Genomic DNA, 17,069 nt, shown 5'->3' on the forward strand with positions numbered 1-17,069 from the left:
ATACTGATCTATAGACATAGATCGCTACTGAGGTCGTCCGTTGCCCGGCCTGCCGGCCGTCGGCGTGACGTCCGGTCATTTGACGGATGATGCACGGCCGACGGGCGACGTACTTTCCTCAGTGACCGACGACCTTCGGAGGGCCTGATGACCGTCAAACGAACGTCCTGCAACCTCTGCGAAGCGATCTGCGGTCTGCTCGTGACTGTCAAGGACGGCCGTGTGAGCGATATCCGCGGAGACGAGTCCGACCCGCTGTCCAAGGGACACATCTGCCCCAAGGCCGTTGCTCTTCGCGACCTGCAGGAGGATCCGGATCGCCTGCGGCACCCGGTGCGCCGGACCGCCGACGGCTGGATGGAGATGAACTGGCCGGACGCGATCGAGTTGGTCGCGACGACGCTCGCCGACGTTCAGCGCGAGCACGGGAAAGATGCCATCGGCATCTACCAGGGCAATCCCAACGTGCACAGCCTCGGTGCTTTGACACACATGCCGACGTTCGTCGGCCTGCTGTCGACGCGCAACAAGTTCAGCGCCACCTCACTCGACCAGTTGCCTCATATGCTGGCAGCACGCCTGTTGTACGGACACCAATACATGATCCCGGTCCCGGACATCGATCGGACGTCCTACCTGCTGATACTCGGCGCGAACCCACTCGCATCCAACGGCAGCATCATGACGGCGCCCGGCTTCGGCCGTCGGCTGCGCGCGGTCCAGGCCGCGGGTGGTCGTGTGATCGTGGTCGACCCGCGCCGGACCGAGACAGCAACTGCCGCTGACGAGCATCACTTCATCCGCCCTGGGACGGACGCCGCTCTCCTCCTCGCCCTGATTCACCAAGTGCTTGCTGACGGCAACATCAGACCGGCCGAGTACATCGATGGAGTGGATGCAGTCCGCAACGCCGTTGCGGACTGGCGCCCGGAGCGAGCCGCATCCGTGACCGGGATCGAAGCCGACGTCATCCGTCGGTTGGCGAGAGACTTCGCTACCGCCGAGCGCGCCGCATGCTACGGGCGGATCGGCGTCTCGACACAGCGTTTCGGAGCGGTGTGCCAGTGGGCCATCCAGGTCCTCAACGCCCTGACCGGGAATCTGGACCGGCCGGGTGGGACCATGGTTCCCAAGCCCGCCGTCGACACGCTGCGCGGTGTCGGGCCGGGTCACCTCGGCACCTACCGCAGCCGGGTGCGAGGCCTGCCCGAGTTCGGCGGTGAGTTGCCCTCGGCGACGATCGCCGACGAGATCCTGACCCCGGGGCGCGGTCAGATCCGTGCGATGGTGACGATCGCCGGGAACCCGGTCCTGTCCACACCTCAAGGGAATCGTCTCGACGATGCCCTCCGTACGCTCGACTTCATGGTCGCGATCGACCCGTACATCAACGAGACGACTCGCCACGCCGATGCCATCCTGCCCCCGACCCCGCTGTTCGAACGCGAGCATTACGACCTTCTGTTCCACCAGCTCGCAGTACGGAACACGGCCAGATGGAATGAGCCAGTGCTGCCGAAGCCCAGCGGCGCGCGCCACGACTGGGAGATCTTCCGCGACCTCGGTCGCGGCTACGCCCGCAAGGCGAAGCTGCGCAAGTCCCCGCGGATCATGATGGTTCTCGCTATGTTGCGGATGACACCTCGGCGGATCGTCGACCTCGGCCTGCGGATCGGTCCCTACCGCCTGAGTCTGCGCCGGCTGGGCCATCATCCAGGCGGTGTCGATCTCGGCGCCCTCGAACCGTCGCTGCCTGCACGTCTGCGTACCCGCCGCAAGCGGATCGATCTGGCGCCCAGACTGTTCCTTGAGGAACTCCCGCGAGTGCGCGATCACCTCGTCGAGCATCATCGCGATCAAGGTCTGTTGCTGGTCGGCCGGCGCCATCTCCGCAACAACAACTCCTGGATGCACAACTCCGCTCGCCTGGTGAAGGGCCGGGCACGGCATCAGCTGCTCATGAACCCCGGTGACCTCGAGGATCGCGGCCTCCGCAATGGCCAGCGCGTCCGGGTCTCCTCGGCCGTCGGCGCTGTCGACGTCGACGTGGTCGCCACGGATGACATCATGCCAGGCGTTGTCAGCCTTCCTCACGGCTTCGGGCACGGCCGCCCGGGGGTTCGCCTCGCGGTAGCGACGAAGGTCCCCGGCAAGAGTGTCAACGACCTTACCGATCCGGGCCTCTTCGACCGACTGGCCGGCACTGCTGCCCTCAACGGGGTTCCTGTCACTGTGACGGCGGCAGCTCAGGTGGAAGGCGGCGCACTGTGAGGCGCGGACAAAATCCGCAGGCCGTGGCTCCACACAACAGTTCGGCTCTCGGGTGCGGCCTGCAGCACGCACTCGTGACCGGCGCATCGTCCGGCATCGGACGCGCCACCGCAATCCGTCTGGCCGCGCGCGGTTACCACGTTTATGGCACGGTTCGGAAGGACCGGGACGCCGAGAGTCTCAGGGCGGAGGGGCTTCATCACCTCACTCCTATCCTGCTCGACGTCACCGATGCGGAGCAGGTCCGATCCCTGGCGGCGCAGCTGGCGAAGCACACCGCGAGTCTCGATGTCCTGGTGAACAATGCCGGCACAGGGCGTGCGACGCCGTTGGAAACCGTTGAGATGGACACCCTGAGGCAACACTTCGCGGTGAACGTGGACGCGCAGGTCGCAGTGACCCAGGCGATGTTGCCGCTGATCCGCGCCGCCGCGGGCACGATCGTCATGATCGGGTCGATCGCCGACCGGATCACGCTGCCGTTCGCCGGCCTGCAAGCGTCCGCCAAGCACGCCGTTCGATCGATTTCCGACGCGCTGCGGCGCGAGCTCTCGCCCTGGGATATCCGGGTGATCCTGATCGAACCTGCCACGATCCACACCTCGGCCGTCGACAAGTTGCATCAGCAGGTCGCCGCAACACTGGCGACGTACACAGCCGAGCAGGTCGATCTCTACGGTGGGCGATTCAGAACGATGGCGGCGAACGCGGTGCGACTCGCCCACACCGGAAGCCCGCCGCAGGTCGTCGCATCGACCATCACGAAAGCGCTGAGTGCCAAGCGTCCACGGGCTCGTTACCTCACAGGTCGGCACCGGCGGGTGCTCGCTTCGATCGCGTTGCTGCCGGCCCCGATACAGGACCGCCTCCTCGCCAAGATCCTCGGTCTCACGAAGCTGACTGATGGCTGAGGCCATGGCAGAGCGAGATCTGATGGGTCTTGTCCGGATTCGAGCGTTTCAGATCACGGGCTGCTTGACCTGCGTCGACGCCCAAACCCGAGTCTCGCCCGAGCTCGATGAGACTCAGCCGCGCCGCTATCTGCTCGCGGCGTGGCGGGGTGTCGATCTGTTCAACCGACGCGAGCGTGCCGCCCTGGCGCTCACCGAGGCAATCATGGGTTCGCCAGACGCCCGTGATCTGACGATTGCGACCTACCGCGCGCTCGAGGTACTCGGAGCAGAACCACAAGCCGTGATCGTCCACACCATCAGCAGGATCAAGCTTCTACCGCCACCGCGATGCCATGAGCGGCCAATCAGCACCAGCCACTTCCGGCGATGAACTCGCCGGAGCGGCCGTCGACCGAGACACCGTCGCTACTGATGAGCTCACCGCGGAGCAGTGTGCGCACGACTCGCCCGTGGATCTTCCTCCCGTCGAACGGCGTCCAGCCCGCCTTCGACAGCACATCCTCGTTGCGAACCGTGCGAGTCGGCGACGGGTCGAAGAAGACGATGTCTGCGTCGAATCCGGAGGCTATGCTGCCTTTCCTCGGCCAGAGGCCGTAGAGCCTCGCCGGCACCTCGGCGTACAACCTGGCGACGTCCTCGTAGGCGAGCTGACCCCTCACTGCGGCATCGAGCAGCAGAGGCATCGTCGTGTCCAGCCCTGGCAGACCGAAGTGCACATCCCAGATGTCGCCGCTCGTCTTCTGCTGTGCCGTCGAAGGAGCGTGGTCGGAGGACACGTGGGTGATCCGCCCGTCGCGCAATTGCTGCCACTGCTCCGCTTCGTCCGCGGCGGTCCGGTTGCGCGCCGGTGGCGTGAACTTGCGGAACGGGCCGTGGTCGTGGATGTCGTTCTCGCGAAGCAACAGGTACTGCGGGCAAGTCTCTGCGAACAGGCCGGCGCCACGTGCCCGCTCAGTGCTGAGGTACTCCGCCACCTCGGCGTGACTGACATGAGCGATGCAGGCCCTGGCTCCAGTACGGCGTACAAGAAGAGCAGTCACCGCCGCCGCCACGACCTCGGCGTCGCGATCGCGCCACTCCAGAACCAGACCCGCGTCGTGGCGGCCCGCCGCACGCAACAGCGATTCGGCCGAGGCGGTCAGCGACTCGTCCTCGCAGTGAACCAGGCTCACGGCTCCGATGTCCGCTGTCGTACGCAGGTGGCGTCGCAGCGACGCCACGTCGTGCCCCGGGACTCCGTGGGTGGTACAGGTGAAGACCTTGAAGAAGGCGATTCCCGCCTGCCACAGCCGGATCTTCGCGGACTCGTCTCCCGGCCAGGCGTGCGCAGCGAGCGCGAAATCGACGTTGGATCTTCCGTCCAGGTGGTCGAGCTTCGCTGCCAGATCATCGACGGTCCGGACCGGATTGCCGTGTGAATGCTCGATGACCGTCGTGGTGCCCGCGCACGCGGCGGCCCTGGTCCCGCTCGGAAAGTCCTCCCGATCGGTGCTGCCAGGATCCATCAGGTGCACGTGGCTGTCGACGCCTCCAGGCAGGAGCAGCAAGCCGCCGGCGTCGACGAACCGGCGGGCCTCGAGCACACCCGGCGGTCCGAGCCGATCGACCCGCCCGCCCGAGATGGCGACGTCGAGGCGGTGCTGTCCGCGTGAGGTGACGACGGTGCCGCCGGTGATGACAAGATCTGCTGACATCGCGCCTCAGATCCTGAAGCTGTCGATTGCGGACTGGGACAGGCTGATCCCGAAACCCGGTCGGTCCGGGAGCGCGATGCAGCCGTCCACAAGTTCCACCGGCTTCTCCATGATCGGCTGCCACCACGGCTGATACTCCTGCCACACGACGTTCGGACAGGCCGCGGCCAGCGATGCCGAGTGCTCCATGAACAGGTGCGGAGTGACCGGCAGCCCGTATGCCTCGGCGACATGGGCGACCTTTAGCCACTCGGTGACACCGCCCATTCGCATGAGATCGGGCATCAGATAGTCGGTCGACCGGCGCTGCACCAGGGTCAGTAGCTCGTCCTTGAAGTACTGCGATTCGCCTGTGCACAAAGGCATCGGGATCCTGGCCGTCGCGGCGGTGTAGTCGTCGAGCAGACCGTGAGGCATCGGCTCCTCCAGCCACAGCAGATCGGACGATGCGAGCCGGTCCGCCATCCGGATCGTCTGTTTGAGCGTCCACGCCTGATTGGCGTCGACCATGAGCTTGATGTCCGGACCGATGGCTGCACGCACCGCGGCGACGCGAGCCACGTCCTCGTCCTCGTCGGGTAGGCCGGCGCGCATCTTCACAGCTTTGAAGCCGGCCGCGACGAGCGCGGCCGCTTCGGTTGCCAACTCGTCACGAGACCGATCCAGCCACAGCCCTTGACTTGCATACGCTTCGACTCGGTCCCGGTGTGCGCCGAGCAGTCGATGGATCGGCCGGCCGGCGGCCTGTCCGACGATGTCCCAGCACGCGGTGTCGATGGCAGACATCGCCAGTGCGGCGACACCACGGCGACCGACGAATCCGACCGCACTACTCATGCGCTGCCAGTTTCGGCCGGTCAGTTCGGCGTCCTCTCCCACGATCAGTTCAGCCAGGTCCTCGACCATGCGGATGACGGATGCGACCCTGCCGCGGCCGAAGGCGAAGCTCCATCCAACTCCCTCGTGCCCCCCGTCCGTTCGAACCCGAACCAGCGCTGTGTCGATCGCGGGGATCGGGAAGGCAGCCGTCACCAGGGGGCGCTCCAGCGGGATGGACAGGAAATCCGTGGCGACCTCAGCGATCCGGGTAGCGGCGACCATGCGGCAGCACCTCTCGAGAGTAGTAACATGAATAGGTATCGCGATACCTAAATATCGCACAATCTGCCGAGCCCTGTCACCTGCGGCAACCAAAGCGCGCAGATAGGCTGACCGAAACGTATGCATGTACTGAAAGGAACGTACGATGTCGCTGCGGCACGCACTGCTGGCGCTTCTGACCGCGGAGCCGATGACCGGCTACGAGCTGGTCAAGTACTTCGACGGCAGCGTCGCGTACGTCTGGAACGCACCGCACAGCCAGATCTACCCCGAGCTGCGCCGGATGGAGAGCGAGGGCTTGCTCGAGGTGGCAGAGGTCCCGCGCGGCCAGCGCGCGACAAAGCGGGTCTACGCGGTGAAAGAGGAAGGACTCGAGGAGCTACGCCGCTGGTCCAACGAACTGGCGGTGCATCCACCGGAACGTGACCAGTATCGGCTCCGCGCTGCCCACTTCGAGTTCGCCACGTACGAGGCGGCGCGGCGACAACTCCAGGAGCATCTCAACTTCTACACCAGGGCATTGCACGACTGGGAGCAGATGGTCAGCGATGTCGAGACGCGCCAGGTGCCGCTACTGATCAAGCGGCTGGCCGATCGTCCGAGCAGCGAGCACGAGGCGATCGTGGCCTTCCGGAGATTCGCGTTCCGGGGCGAGGTCGCCAAGGCGAAGTGCGAGATCGCCTGGGCGGAAGAAGGCTTGGCGCTGCTCGATGACATGGAGCGTCGTGGAGTTGCGCTCTGGGGCACGGCAGCACCGGCGCTCACCGGTAAGAGCCGTCGCAGGAAGCCGGCGCCGAGCTGATCTCAGCCGCCGGCCTTGGGGCGGGGTCATCGCGCTGCATCCCTGCCCCGACCTCGGAGGAAGGCGCGGATGCGGTCGGGCGTGAGCGGTGTCGCCGGCAGCTCGGCCGTTCCGATGCCGAGGGCATCGGCTACCGCGTTCGCCACGGCGGCGGGCGTTCCGACCATCCCGGACTCACCACCGCCCTTGATGCCGAGCGGGTTGGCCGACGTCGGCTTCTCCATCACCACTGTTTCGATCCGGGGCAGCTCTCCCGATGTCGGCAACAGGTAGTCCGCAAAGCTCGTTGACAGCGGCTGACCTTGCTCGTCGTACATCAGCTCCTCCAGCAACACGCTCCCGATGCCCTGAGCGGCGGCACCGGCGAGCTGGCCGTGGAGAAGGGCGGGATTGATCACCCGGCCGACATCGTGGAGGACCACATGGCGCAGAACCCTGACCCGGCCGGTGCCGATCTCGACGGACACCAGGCAGAGCGCTCCCCCGAACGAGAAGGTCGGGAGCGGCTTGTCGAATCGGCCTCGCGCCGGTCCGAGGCTGTGCAGGGCAAGCGTCCTGCCGTCCGGGCCGGAGACCGAACCGTCGATGATCCGCAGGTCGTCGATCGACGCGTTCAGCTTCGCACTCGCCTGGCTGAGCAGATCCTCGGCCGCCAGGACGATGGCGTTGCCGGCCAGCACGGTCGAACGACTCGCGAACGCGCCGAAACCCTGCGGCACACCGTCGGTGTCCCTCAGGTCGATCGTGATCGCTTCGATCGGGATCCCGAGCGCGTCCGCCGCGATCTGGGACAGTGCCGTCTCGACGCCCTGCCCGAGCGACCCGACACCGACATGGACGACAACCCCGTCGGAGGTGGTCGTGATCACGGCCTCCTCGAACGGCCCGATACCGCCGACTTCCACAAAGACCGCCAGTCCGATCCCGACGGCCTGGCCCCGTGCTCTGCGTGCAGCCCGCTCAGCCTTGAGCTCCCCGTAGCCGGCCCGCTCCAGGAGCATTTCCAGGCCCGCGGGGAAGTCCCCGCTCTCGTACCTGATCGGGGCCACCGGCGTCGACTCCGGCGTCAGCGGGAACTCGAACGGCATCGCTGCGGCGGGGATGAGGTTCCTTCGCCGCAGTTCCGCCGGGTCGAGATCCAGCTGTGCGGCAAGACGATCGAGGAGACGTTCGCGGACGTAGGTCGCCTCCGTCATTCCCGGACCGCGGAAGGTCCCGACCGGCGTCTTGTTGGTGAGAACGCCCGTTGATGTCACCGCGAAGGCGCCCCAGCGGTACGGCCCAGCGATGTGCAGCGCCGGCAGGAGCTCGGGCAGGATGCCTTGGGACCGGACGTAGCCCCCGTGGTCACACCACGCCCGGTCCCGGAACGCGAGCAGCCGTCCGTCCCTGGTCGCCGCGATTTCGAGCTCGTGGACCTGCTCCCTGGCGTGATTCGTGGCGACGAAATGCTCGGATCGATCCTCGATCCACTTCACCGGACGCCCGAGCCGAAGCGCAAGGAAGGCCACCAGGAAGTCCTCGGGGTACGGCTCACCCCGAACCCCGAACCCACCGCCGACCGCGACCTCGACCATGCGCAGCCGCCCCGCATCGATGCCCAGCATGCCGGCCAATGCCTGGCGGGTGAAGTGCTTCACCTTGGCCGCGCCCCACATGGTCAGAACGCCGGTGTCGGGGTCGGGCTCGCCGATCAGTCCGCGCGTCTCCAATGGCACCGCGGTCGACCGGTGAACCGCGATTGTCTCGCGCACCACGACATCGGCCTGAGCGAACAAGGCGTCGGCGTCGCCATGCCCGAGCTCGATCGTGCTGACGGTGTTTCGGCCGTACGCAGCGTCGATGATCGGTGCGTCGGCGGCCAGCGCGCTCTGGATCGTGACGACAGGACCCAGATCCTCGATATCGACTTCTACCAGCTCCGCGGCGTCCTCAGCCAGGTACGCGTCCTCGGCCACCACCACCGCCACCGGCTCCCCGACATAGCGCACCACTCCGCGGGCCAACGGCGGCTGCAGCAACTGGTTCGCCTCCGGCGACTCGAACAGCGGAAGCCGGATCGGGATCCGCACGTCGGGAAGGTCCTCGGCGGTGATCACCGCGAGTACACCAGGGCTGGCCAGCGCCGCGGCGGCGTCGATGCTGATGATCGTGCCGTGAGCGACATTGCTCCGGATGACTCGGGCCGACACCTCGTTCTCGAAGGTGAGGTCAGCCACGTACTGCGCCGATCCGGTCAGCAGAAGATCGTTGCCCCGCCGCCCGATCGAACGACCGATCAGTCGTTCGCCTCCCGTGTCCCTCATGGCATCTCCCTCAACCGACGAAGTGTGCGACCGACGAGCACCTCGACCAGTTCACGACGAAACTCACCACTTGCGCGCGCATCCCCGGCGGGGTTGCACCCTTCCATCGCCAGCCGCGCCGCGGCGGCGATGTCCGCCGACGACAGATCCGACCCCTCGAGTGCCGACTCCGCCGCGTGGACGCGAACCGGAACCGGACCCACGGCGCCGAGCGCGATCCGCACGTCGCGGACGACGCCGTCCTCGAACGTCGCCGCCACGGCGGTCGCAGCGAAGGCGAAGTCGCCATGCCGAGTGCTGAACTCATCGAAGGCCGAACGGCGCGCGGCGTCCGCCGGACGGAACCTGACGCTGACAACCATCTCGTTGGGCTCGAGCACCGTCATGAACGGTCCGTACAAGAAATCCTCGACAGCGATCTCTCGACAGCCGCCGATCGATCGGACCAGCAGGTCGGCACCCAGAGCCATGGCCACGACCGGCAACTCCGCTGCAGGATCGGCATGCGCGAGACTTCCTCCGATGGTCCCTCGGACCCGGATCGGATAGTGCCCGATCAGCGCGGCTGCCTCGGTCAGCGCCTGCCATTGCGGCGGCAAGCCGACCTGGCTCTCGAGATTCGCATGGGTGACCAACGCGTCAACTGTCAACCCGTCGTCACTCTCCCGCAGTCCGTCGAGGCCCTCGATGCGGCCGATGTCGACGAGGTGGGTAGGACGAGCCAAGCGGTAAGCCAGCAGCGGGATCAGACTCTGGCCCCCGGCGAGTAGCTTCGCATCCTCTCCGGCGTCGTCGAGCATCTCGAGCGCCTCACCGAGTTCCGTCGCACGGGCATAGGCGAACGGCGGCGTCTTCATCTCGCCGCCGATCCGTCGGGTTCGACTCGTTCCACGCCGACCCGTTGCGCTGGTTCCGGCGTATCCGCGGGTCGCGTGTTGCCGAGCAGTTCTTGCTGAGCCGCCAACACCGCGCGCAGGACAGGTTCTCCGCCGGTGCATCTGCAGACGTTTGCGGTGAGCCGTTCGGCGATCTTCTCCCGGTCGGCAGCGGGGTCCTGGCGCAGGATTCCGGTGGCAAGCATCAGGAAACCCGGGGTGCAGAAGCCGCATTGCAGCGCGCCGCCGGCATCGAACATCCGTTGCAGTGGACTGAGGTCATGATCGGTGACAAGACCCTCGACCGTCTCGACGGACCGACCGTCCGCCTGGACGGCGAGCATGAGGCAGGATCGGACCGGCGAGCCGTCCAGCAGCACGGTGCAGGAGCCGCAGACGCCGTGCTCGCAACCGAGATGCGTGCCGGTCAGGCCTTCGCCGCGGAGCGAGTCCGCGAGCGTCCGGCGTCCCGAGGTCTCCAAGGAAACCGTCGTTCCGTTCAGTTCGACCGAGACCACGACCGATTCATCCGGCTCGAGCCAGCGGCCGGGCATGGTCCGCGATTCACTTCCCATGGTGCATCCTTCTCTCCTTCGTCAGACCTGCAGTCGTCGCTGTGGCGATGCAGTCGCGTCACCCTGAGAGCTGTTCGAACGCGTCCTCGATCGCGTCCCGCGACAGGCCGGCTCCGAGCGCGACAGCGAGCAGCACCCGTGCCTTCAGCGGATCCAGCGCACCGGCCGTGATCAACCCCCGATGCAGGAGATCGCGCTCTGACCCCGCGAACCCATACGTGCATCGACCGCCTTCGCCGGCGCCAGTTCGTGACGCCAGTACGACAGGCATTCGCTCCGCGAGCCACGTCAACGCGTCCAGCATCGTCACCGGGACATGCCCGACCCCGAAACCGCCGATGATCGCACCGGCATAACCCAGATCCGGCAGCGCGCGGACTGTCCGCCCGTCGTCGCCCATCAGAGCCGTCACCAGCGCGACAGGTGGTACCTCGGCATCGCGCGTCGAGTCGACGCTCCAGCGCCGGGAGACCCTCACCGGCAGCCGGACTCTGCCCTCGATCACCCACCCGACAGGGCCGCAGGTCGGCGATTCGAAGGCCGACGGACGCGCCGTATGACGCTTGCTGACGAAACGCGCGGCGTGCACCTCCCCGTTCATGACCACGAGGACCCCCGCGCCCCTCGCGTGCTTCGAGCTGGCCACAGCGATCGCGTCCATCAGATTCGCTGGACCGTCTGCACCCAGCAGTCCCGCATGCCGCATCGCGCCGGTGACGACAATCGGCTGCTCCGCCGCTCCCAGTAGGTCGAGCGCGAAAGCCGTCTCCTCGATCGTGTCCGTACCTTGAGTGACAACGACCCCGTCGACACCGGAGGCGAACAGTTCGTCGATCCGCCCGCGCAGCTCCCGCAGGTCCTCCCACACCAACTGTGCGCCCGGAATCTTGCGGAACGTGCTGGCCCGAACCTGTAGCCGATCACTGAGATCAGGCAGCATCGCGGTCAACTGGGCGGCGTCCAGCACCGGCTGAGCGCCGGCATCCCCTGATGCTGTCATCGCGATCGTGCCCCCGAGTGCGATGACCTCGAGGCTCGACGAACGCCCAGCTTCCCTGCCCATACCCACCTCCGTGATCGCCCGGCGGTTGCCGGTCCGTCAAACGCGACGCCTGCCTTGACGGCGCCTTCGATATTAGAGTATTCAGATAGGTATCGCCATACCTAAATTGCTACGGCGCAGCCACTTCGCTCTCGATGGACGCGCCGAGAGGAGTTGCCATGATCTGTTGGCCCGTTCCCGCGATTCCGGAGATGGGTGAGCGCCAGCCCGGCTTCCTCGCCCCCAACCTGAGCCCTGTCGGCCTGCGCCTCGTCCCACAGGAACTGGCCAAGGGCGTCTATGCACTGATGGCCAATCAGCTCCCCAAGGACAACAACGGACTGATCGTCGGCGAGAAGGCCGCGCTCGTGGTGGATGCCGGGATCACCCCGGGTGTCGGCCGGCACCTACAGGACGTCGTCCGTCAGATCACCGATGTACCGGTCCGCTATCTCGCCAACACCACATTTCACGGCGACCACACATTCGGAAACATCGCCTTTCCCGACGACGTCGCGATCATCTCTTCACGACTCAACAAAGCATCGATGACGGACCTGGAGACGGAGAAGGAGTACCGCGGCGAGAGCATGTACGGCGATCCGGGCATGGAGGAGGTCACGCACTGGCGCGAACCGGACATCGTCTTCGACCGGTTCTGCGAGCTCGATCTCGGCGGGCGCGTCGTTCATCTGTGGCACTTCGGCACCGGCAACGGATCCGGTGACACGATCGTGCACGTGCCGGACGCAAAGGTCGCCTGGGCCGGCAACTTCCTCCGGCACGCCGGTATGCCGCCGATGCTGCTGGTCGGTGATCCGGTCGGCTACACCCGATCGCTACGGGCGATGAAGGCGACCATCGAGCTCGATCGGTTCGTCCCCGGGCACGGTCCCCTGAGCGAGGCCGAACCATCGGTGAGCTGGATGCTCGCCTATCTCGAGGAGATGGTCGCGACCGTCGACCGGCGACGGCGGCAAGGCGTCGGTCTCGACGAGATGCTGAGGGAGCACCACCCGCTTCGCAACCCGCTGACCCTGCCCCCGGAGGTCGCCGGCGCGGAGCGCTTCCCGGCTCTGATGCAGTCGCTGCATCAGCTGAACGTGTTGCTGACCTACCGGTACCTGGACACGACGGCGCCGTGAGTTGTCGCCGTCGTCGACGTCTGCGGTTGCAACCAACCAACCTCGAGAAGGAGCCCCTGTGCAGATCGAGAACAGCTTCAAAGTGCCCGTGCCCGTTGACCAAGCATGGGGTGTGCTGCTGGACGTCGAGCGAGTCGCGCCCTGTATGCCAGGTGCCAGCCTTGACTCGGTGGACGGTGCCGAGTTCACCGGGCGGGTCAAGGTCAAGGTCGGGCCGGTCAACCTGACGTACAAAGGTCGTGCAGAGATCCGGTCGAAGGACGAAGAGGCCCGTACCGCGGTCATCGCCGGCAAGGGACGCGATGCCCGAGGCAACGGTACGGCGGAGGCAACCGTCACCATGCATCTCGAACCGGACGGCGACGAAACCCGGGTCGAACTCCTGACCGATCTGGACATCACGGGCCGCCCCGCGCAGCTCGGCCGCAGCGTGATGACGGACGTCGGCGATCGAATCATTGCCCAGTTCGCCTCTGCGTTGGCAGCCGAGCTGGCCGGCTCCTGCACGACGGCGGACGCCGTGCAGGCTGCACCATCGACCCAGCCGACTGACAAGCAGCCTGCGCCGCGTCCGGAGGTCGCACCGAGCCGGCGTGAACCCGAAGCAATCGATCTCCTCCAACTGACCGGGAAGTCGGCCTTGCGCCACGCCGCGGCTCTGCTGCGGAGGGCCATCGCCAAATTGCTCCGGCGACCTGCTCGTCACCACTGATGGCGCCGATCTACAGGAGGCGCCGGCCGCGAGGAAGCCTCCTCGGGCCGGCGCCGACCCGAGCTGGGAGGACCGAGAATGCGTGACGTACTTCGGGAAGCGTTGGCCAGCTGGCTCGACGGCGAACGCAGCGCGATGGCGACGGTGGTGTCAAACCACAACTCCGCTCCGCGCCCGCCAGGTGCAACGATGCTGGTTGGCTCCGACGGTCGTGCCTTCGGGAGCGTCTCAGGAGGTTGTGTCGAGGGCGCCGTCTACGACCTCGCGGGCGAGGTCCTGCGGTCACGAACGCCTCGCCTGGAACGATACGGCGTCAGCGATGAGTCCGCGTTCGCTGTCGGACTCAGCTGCGGAGGCACGCTGGAGGTCTTCGTCGAGCTGGTCGACGACACGTCGTTCCCGGAGTTCGAAGGAGTGGCTCAGGACATCATCGATGGGCGACCGGTCGCCGTGGCCACAGTGATAGGCCATCGCGACACTTCGATGCTCGGTCGTCATCTCGTCGTCCGCCCCACCGACTCCGCACGACCGATCGAAGGCAGTCTCGGCTCACCTCAGCTCGACGGTACGACCGTCGAGGCCACCCGGGACGCTCTCGCGGTCGGGCACACAGGCATCCTCGACCACCGCAGCGATGCAGAGGCAGCAACCGATCTGCGGATCTTCGTTGCGACGTACCGCAGTGCACCGCGGATGCTGGTCTTCGGCGCGATCGACTTCGCCGCAGCGGTGAGTCGCGCGGCAGCGATCCTTGGGTACCGGGTGACGGTGTGCGACGCTCGAGCTACCTTCGCCACCACGGAACGATTCCCGGCCGCCGACGAGGTAGTCGTCGACTGGCCGCACCGTTACCTCGCAGCAGAGCTGAAGGCCGGCGCCCTCGACTCTCGCACGGTCGTCTGCGTGCTCACCCACGACCACAAGTTCGACCAACCGCTGCTGACGGCTGCGCTTCAGGTCCCCTCTCTCGCCTACATCGGGGCCATCGGGTCTCGGCGTACTCATGCCGAAAGACTTGCTGGTCTCCGCTCGGCCGGTCTCGACGAGGAGCAACTCGAGCGGCTCCACAGCCCGATCGGACTCGATCTCGGAGCGCGCACACCGGAGGAAACAGCGATCAGCATCATGGCCGAGATCATCGCCGCACGAACCGGAGCATCCGGCAGAAGGCTCCGTGACCTGACCGGGCCGCTACACGCATGCAGTCGAACGACATCAGACAGCCCCAGCAGCGGGTCCGAGTGCAGTGCACTGGTCAGCTGACGGATTCTGGTCGCGATGCTCGTACTTATGCTGCGATGGTGTCCTGCTGGGAGGTACGCTCGTCCGTCCGCGCAACACGTTCAACAGCCTCTGGAGACGTTCCCGCGCGGAAAGGATTCGGACATGGCGTACATTCCGCCTGGAGCGGCCAGATCGCTGCCCGCCTGGGCAGTCAGGCTGACAATGCTCTTCATCGCCGCGGTTCTCGCGCTAGGCGCTCTCGCGATGCTGTCCAATGGAGTCTGGGTCGGGGGCGTTGTGTTCGGACTGTGCGCCGTACTCACGATTTCGCTTACTCTCGCCATCCGCACGCGCCACCGCCCATAACAGGAACGGTCGCAGTGAGCGCTAGGGGTGCCGGCCAACGCCTCTGCCCACTCGATCGGATGCAGCCTCAACGCCCGCAGGAGTGTGAAGACCCAGGATTTGGCGCTCTTGTTACGTCCGAGAACCACGACGGCAGTACGTCTGCTACCGAACCGGCCCGGCTCGACTGTTACGCTCTCGCCCGGGCGGTTGTCAGTGCACCACCGGTACCCACTCCATCTCAACGCAGTCGAGCCAGCGGCGCCGACCAGATGCGTCAGGAGACGCAGCGCGTTCGCACCAATCGCCGGCGCGATGCGCAACGCGACAGCAGTGCGCGGAGATGCGTTTGTCACCTGACGATCGACCATCGCCGCGGGAAGGCCTGAACCGCGCCACCGTCGAGACTTCCTTCGCTATCATCGTCGCCTCGAACATGTCGTCGCCGTACGCCGGAAAGGGCTTGAAATGGACGCTGAGATTCGTGTCGCAGGCGGACGTGACGATGATTTGGTCGCGTTGCAGGATTGGTTGAACAACGAGGACGAGTTGCGAGGACGAGTTGGAATCGCCTCAGGAACGATCGGCGAGACCGAACTTGGGTCGCTGCCGGATCTGCTCACAGTGGCATTCAGTGCCGGTGGTGCCGGCACAGTGCTCGCCTCCTCACTGATCGCGTGGCTGAAGACGCGACAGACAAGCGCAAAGATTACGGTTGAGGCGGGCGGCCGGTCGGTCACGTTGGACATCAAGACAGCTCACGACGTACGGCCGCTTCTGGAAGAGGTTCTGAGATCCGGCCATGACAACTGATCAGTCGGAGTACGGCACGTCGCGCGCGATGCTGATCGGTGTTTCGGACTACGAGCACAGCGGATTCAGTCCGTTGCCGGCAGCCCGCAACAGCGTGACTGCCATGCAAATGCTGCTCGCCGATCCCGCCTTGTGCGGTTGGTCGCAGGACCAGATCACCGTCATCTCCAACCCAAGGTCGGTTTCCGAGCTCGGCATTCGGCTGACCGAGTTGGCTAGGGAAACCACAGGCGTCATGCTGCTCTATTACGTCGGCCATGGCGTCGTAACCGAGCGTGCGGAGCTCTGTCTAACCGTGAGCTCGACACACCCTGGACACCCGGGCATCAGCGGTCTGCGGTGGGAGACCGTCCGGCACGCGTTCCTCAGCTCGCCTGCGAAGGTACGCGTCGGAATCCTGGACTGTTGCTTCTCCGGCCGAGCAATCGAGGCCCTTTCCGGGTCTGACGAACAGGGGTTAGCCGATCTTGCGGACATCCGTGGCTCCTACGTCCTCACCGCCTCGAGGAGCAACCGCCCAGCCCACGTGCCGCCGCCGCACGAGCAGCAGAACGCCTGCACATCCTTCACCGCAGAGCTGAGCGACCTCGTGCGTGCCGGCATCCCAGGCAAGTCTGATTGGCTCAGCCTCTCCGACATCTACCCAGAATTGCGACAACGACTAACAGCCAAGGGCTTGCCGGCACCCGACCGCCGAGGCACCGACACCGCCGACCAGTTCGCATTCACCGCGAACGCCGCGACTCGAGGCTCGCGACGATCAGAAGCCCCGGCGGTTGCGCCGCCCTCTCGAGCGTCACACCAGAGCCGAACGACAAGCGTCGCCGACCACATGCGCCCGTCTCAGGCGGTCATACGCGCCAACGAGGACCTCGTTCGAAATCTTGAGGACCGTGTCTTCAAGCTCATGCGCGACCGCGAGGAGGCCCGAGCCATCGGCGACGCGGACAAGGCGGCGACCGCGGAGGAGACACTTAGAAACGTTCGAGCGCTGCTGGCTCAGGCGATAAAGACCTATCGGGAAGACCGGCGCTAGCCGCACGCCGTTCGAAGTCAACGCTCAGGTGATTCGTCCCGGGCCGTGTGCCTGCCTCGCAACCCACCGGTCATCGGCCCTTGAACCTGTAGCTGCTGCGCCGCTGGTCCGCGACCGGCCTGGCCGGCGTCATCCACGCCCGACGACCCGCCCGTCGGTCCTCTATTTCGACGGGCGGCAGAGGTTGGCGATCTCGTCGAAGATGAGGCCGAGG

The 17,069-nt window shown here is 66.2% G+C and carries 15 protein-coding genes; 9 read left to right on the forward strand and 6 right to left on the reverse strand.

All coding sequences use genetic code 11. The features are described from left to right. Positions 1-147 precede the first annotated feature (147 nt). The 3 genes from AB0I12_RS25080 to AB0I12_RS25090 all read left to right on the forward strand — a co-directional run bounded on the left by AB0I12_RS25080 (position 148) and on the right by AB0I12_RS25090 (position 3,555). Positions 148-2,271 (forward strand): molybdopterin-dependent oxidoreductase, encoded by a 2,124-nt coding sequence (locus AB0I12_RS25080; protein WP_359933938.1) that lies wholly within the window; start codon positions 148-150, stop codon positions 2,269-2,271. A gap of 74 nt (positions 2,272-2,345) precedes the next feature. Next, complete coding sequence (locus AB0I12_RS25085; protein ID WP_359933940.1) at positions 2,346-3,182, forward strand: SDR family NAD(P)-dependent oxidoreductase; 837 nt, start codon at positions 2,346-2,348, stop codon at positions 3,180-3,182. Continuing rightward, complete coding sequence (locus AB0I12_RS25090; RefSeq protein WP_359933942.1) at positions 3,175-3,555, forward strand: carboxymuconolactone decarboxylase family protein; 381 nt, start codon at positions 3,175-3,177, stop codon at positions 3,553-3,555. The genes AB0I12_RS25085 and AB0I12_RS25090 overlap by 8 nt, the downstream gene beginning before the upstream one ends. Here the strand turns inward: AB0I12_RS25090 and AB0I12_RS25095 are convergent. Further along, entirely contained in the window at positions 3,530-4,879 is a 1,350-nt protein-coding gene (locus AB0I12_RS25095) for a dihydroorotase family protein (protein ID WP_359933944.1), read from the reverse strand. The genes AB0I12_RS25090 and AB0I12_RS25095 overlap by 26 nt on opposite strands. A 6-nt stretch (positions 4,880-4,885) precedes the next feature. Beyond that, the gene (locus tag AB0I12_RS25100) at positions 4,886-5,980 is read right to left on the reverse strand and encodes a mandelate racemase/muconate lactonizing enzyme family protein (RefSeq protein ID WP_359933946.1); all 1,095 of its coding nucleotides are present in this window, start codon (positions 5,978-5,980) and stop codon (positions 4,886-4,888) included. Positions 5,981-6,125: 145 nt separating this feature from the next. On the opposite strand from AB0I12_RS25100, the gene AB0I12_RS25105 reads away from it, so the two are divergent. Then, on the forward strand, positions 6,126-6,782 hold the full coding sequence (locus tag AB0I12_RS25105) for a PadR family transcriptional regulator (protein WP_359933948.1): 657 nt from the start codon (positions 6,126-6,128) through the stop codon (positions 6,780-6,782). A gap of 26 nt (positions 6,783-6,808) precedes the next feature. Here AB0I12_RS25105 and AB0I12_RS25110 read toward each other — a convergent pair whose 3' ends face one another. The 4 genes from AB0I12_RS25110 to AB0I12_RS25125 all read right to left on the reverse strand — a co-directional run bounded on the left by AB0I12_RS25110 (position 6,809) and on the right by AB0I12_RS25125 (position 11,601). Continuing rightward, the gene (locus AB0I12_RS25110; RefSeq protein ID WP_359933950.1) at positions 6,809-9,088 is read right to left on the reverse strand and encodes a xanthine dehydrogenase family protein molybdopterin-binding subunit; all 2,280 of its coding nucleotides are present in this window, start codon (positions 9,086-9,088) and stop codon (positions 6,809-6,811) included. Further along, on the reverse strand, positions 9,085-9,945 hold the full coding sequence (locus AB0I12_RS25115; RefSeq protein WP_359933952.1) for a xanthine dehydrogenase family protein subunit M: 861 nt from the start codon (positions 9,943-9,945) through the stop codon (positions 9,085-9,087). The genes AB0I12_RS25110 and AB0I12_RS25115 overlap by 4 nt, the downstream gene beginning before the upstream one ends. Next, on the reverse strand, positions 9,942-10,517 hold the full coding sequence (locus tag AB0I12_RS25120; RefSeq protein ID WP_359933954.1) for a (2Fe-2S)-binding protein: 576 nt from the start codon (positions 10,515-10,517) through the stop codon (positions 9,942-9,944). Before AB0I12_RS25120 ends, AB0I12_RS25115 begins: the two co-directional genes overlap by 4 nt. 79 nt (positions 10,518-10,596) lie before the next feature. Continuing rightward, on the reverse strand, positions 10,597-11,601 hold the full coding sequence (locus tag AB0I12_RS25125; protein WP_359933956.1) for an asparaginase: 1,005 nt from the start codon (positions 11,599-11,601) through the stop codon (positions 10,597-10,599). Between the two features lie 158 nt (positions 11,602-11,759). Here AB0I12_RS25125 and AB0I12_RS25130 point away from each other — a divergent pair, with 158 nt between their 5' ends. The 5 genes from AB0I12_RS25130 to AB0I12_RS25150 all read left to right on the forward strand — a co-directional run bounded on the left by AB0I12_RS25130 (position 11,760) and on the right by AB0I12_RS25150 (position 16,855). Continuing rightward, entirely contained in the window at positions 11,760-12,725 is a 966-nt protein-coding gene (locus AB0I12_RS25130; protein ID WP_359933957.1) for an MBL fold metallo-hydrolase, read from the forward strand. Positions 12,726-12,783: 58 nt separating this feature from the next. Next, the gene (locus tag AB0I12_RS25135) at positions 12,784-13,437 is read left to right on the forward strand and encodes an SRPBCC family protein (RefSeq protein WP_359933959.1); all 654 of its coding nucleotides are present in this window, start codon (positions 12,784-12,786) and stop codon (positions 13,435-13,437) included. Positions 13,438-13,515: 78 nt separating this feature from the next. After that, positions 13,516-14,700 (forward strand): XdhC/CoxI family protein, encoded by a 1,185-nt coding sequence (locus AB0I12_RS25140; RefSeq protein WP_359933961.1) that lies wholly within the window; start codon positions 13,516-13,518, stop codon positions 14,698-14,700. Positions 14,701-15,474: 774 nt separating this feature from the next. Next, positions 15,475-15,819 carry a hypothetical protein gene (locus tag AB0I12_RS25145; protein ID WP_359933963.1) on the forward strand — a complete coding sequence of 115 codons (345 nt, stop codon included), beginning with the start codon at positions 15,475-15,477 and terminating at the stop codon, positions 15,817-15,819. Next, positions 15,809-16,855: a caspase family protein gene (locus AB0I12_RS25150; RefSeq protein WP_359933965.1), complete on the forward strand. Its 1,047-nt coding sequence runs from the start codon at positions 15,809-15,811 to the stop codon at positions 16,853-16,855. The genes AB0I12_RS25145 and AB0I12_RS25150 overlap by 11 nt, the downstream gene beginning before the upstream one ends. Positions 16,856-17,069 lie beyond the last annotated feature (214 nt).

It is taken from the genome of Kribbella sp. NPDC050459 (genome assembly GCF_040655315.1).
Taxonomy (GTDB): Bacteria; Actinomycetota; Actinomycetes; order Propionibacteriales; family Kribbellaceae; genus Kribbella.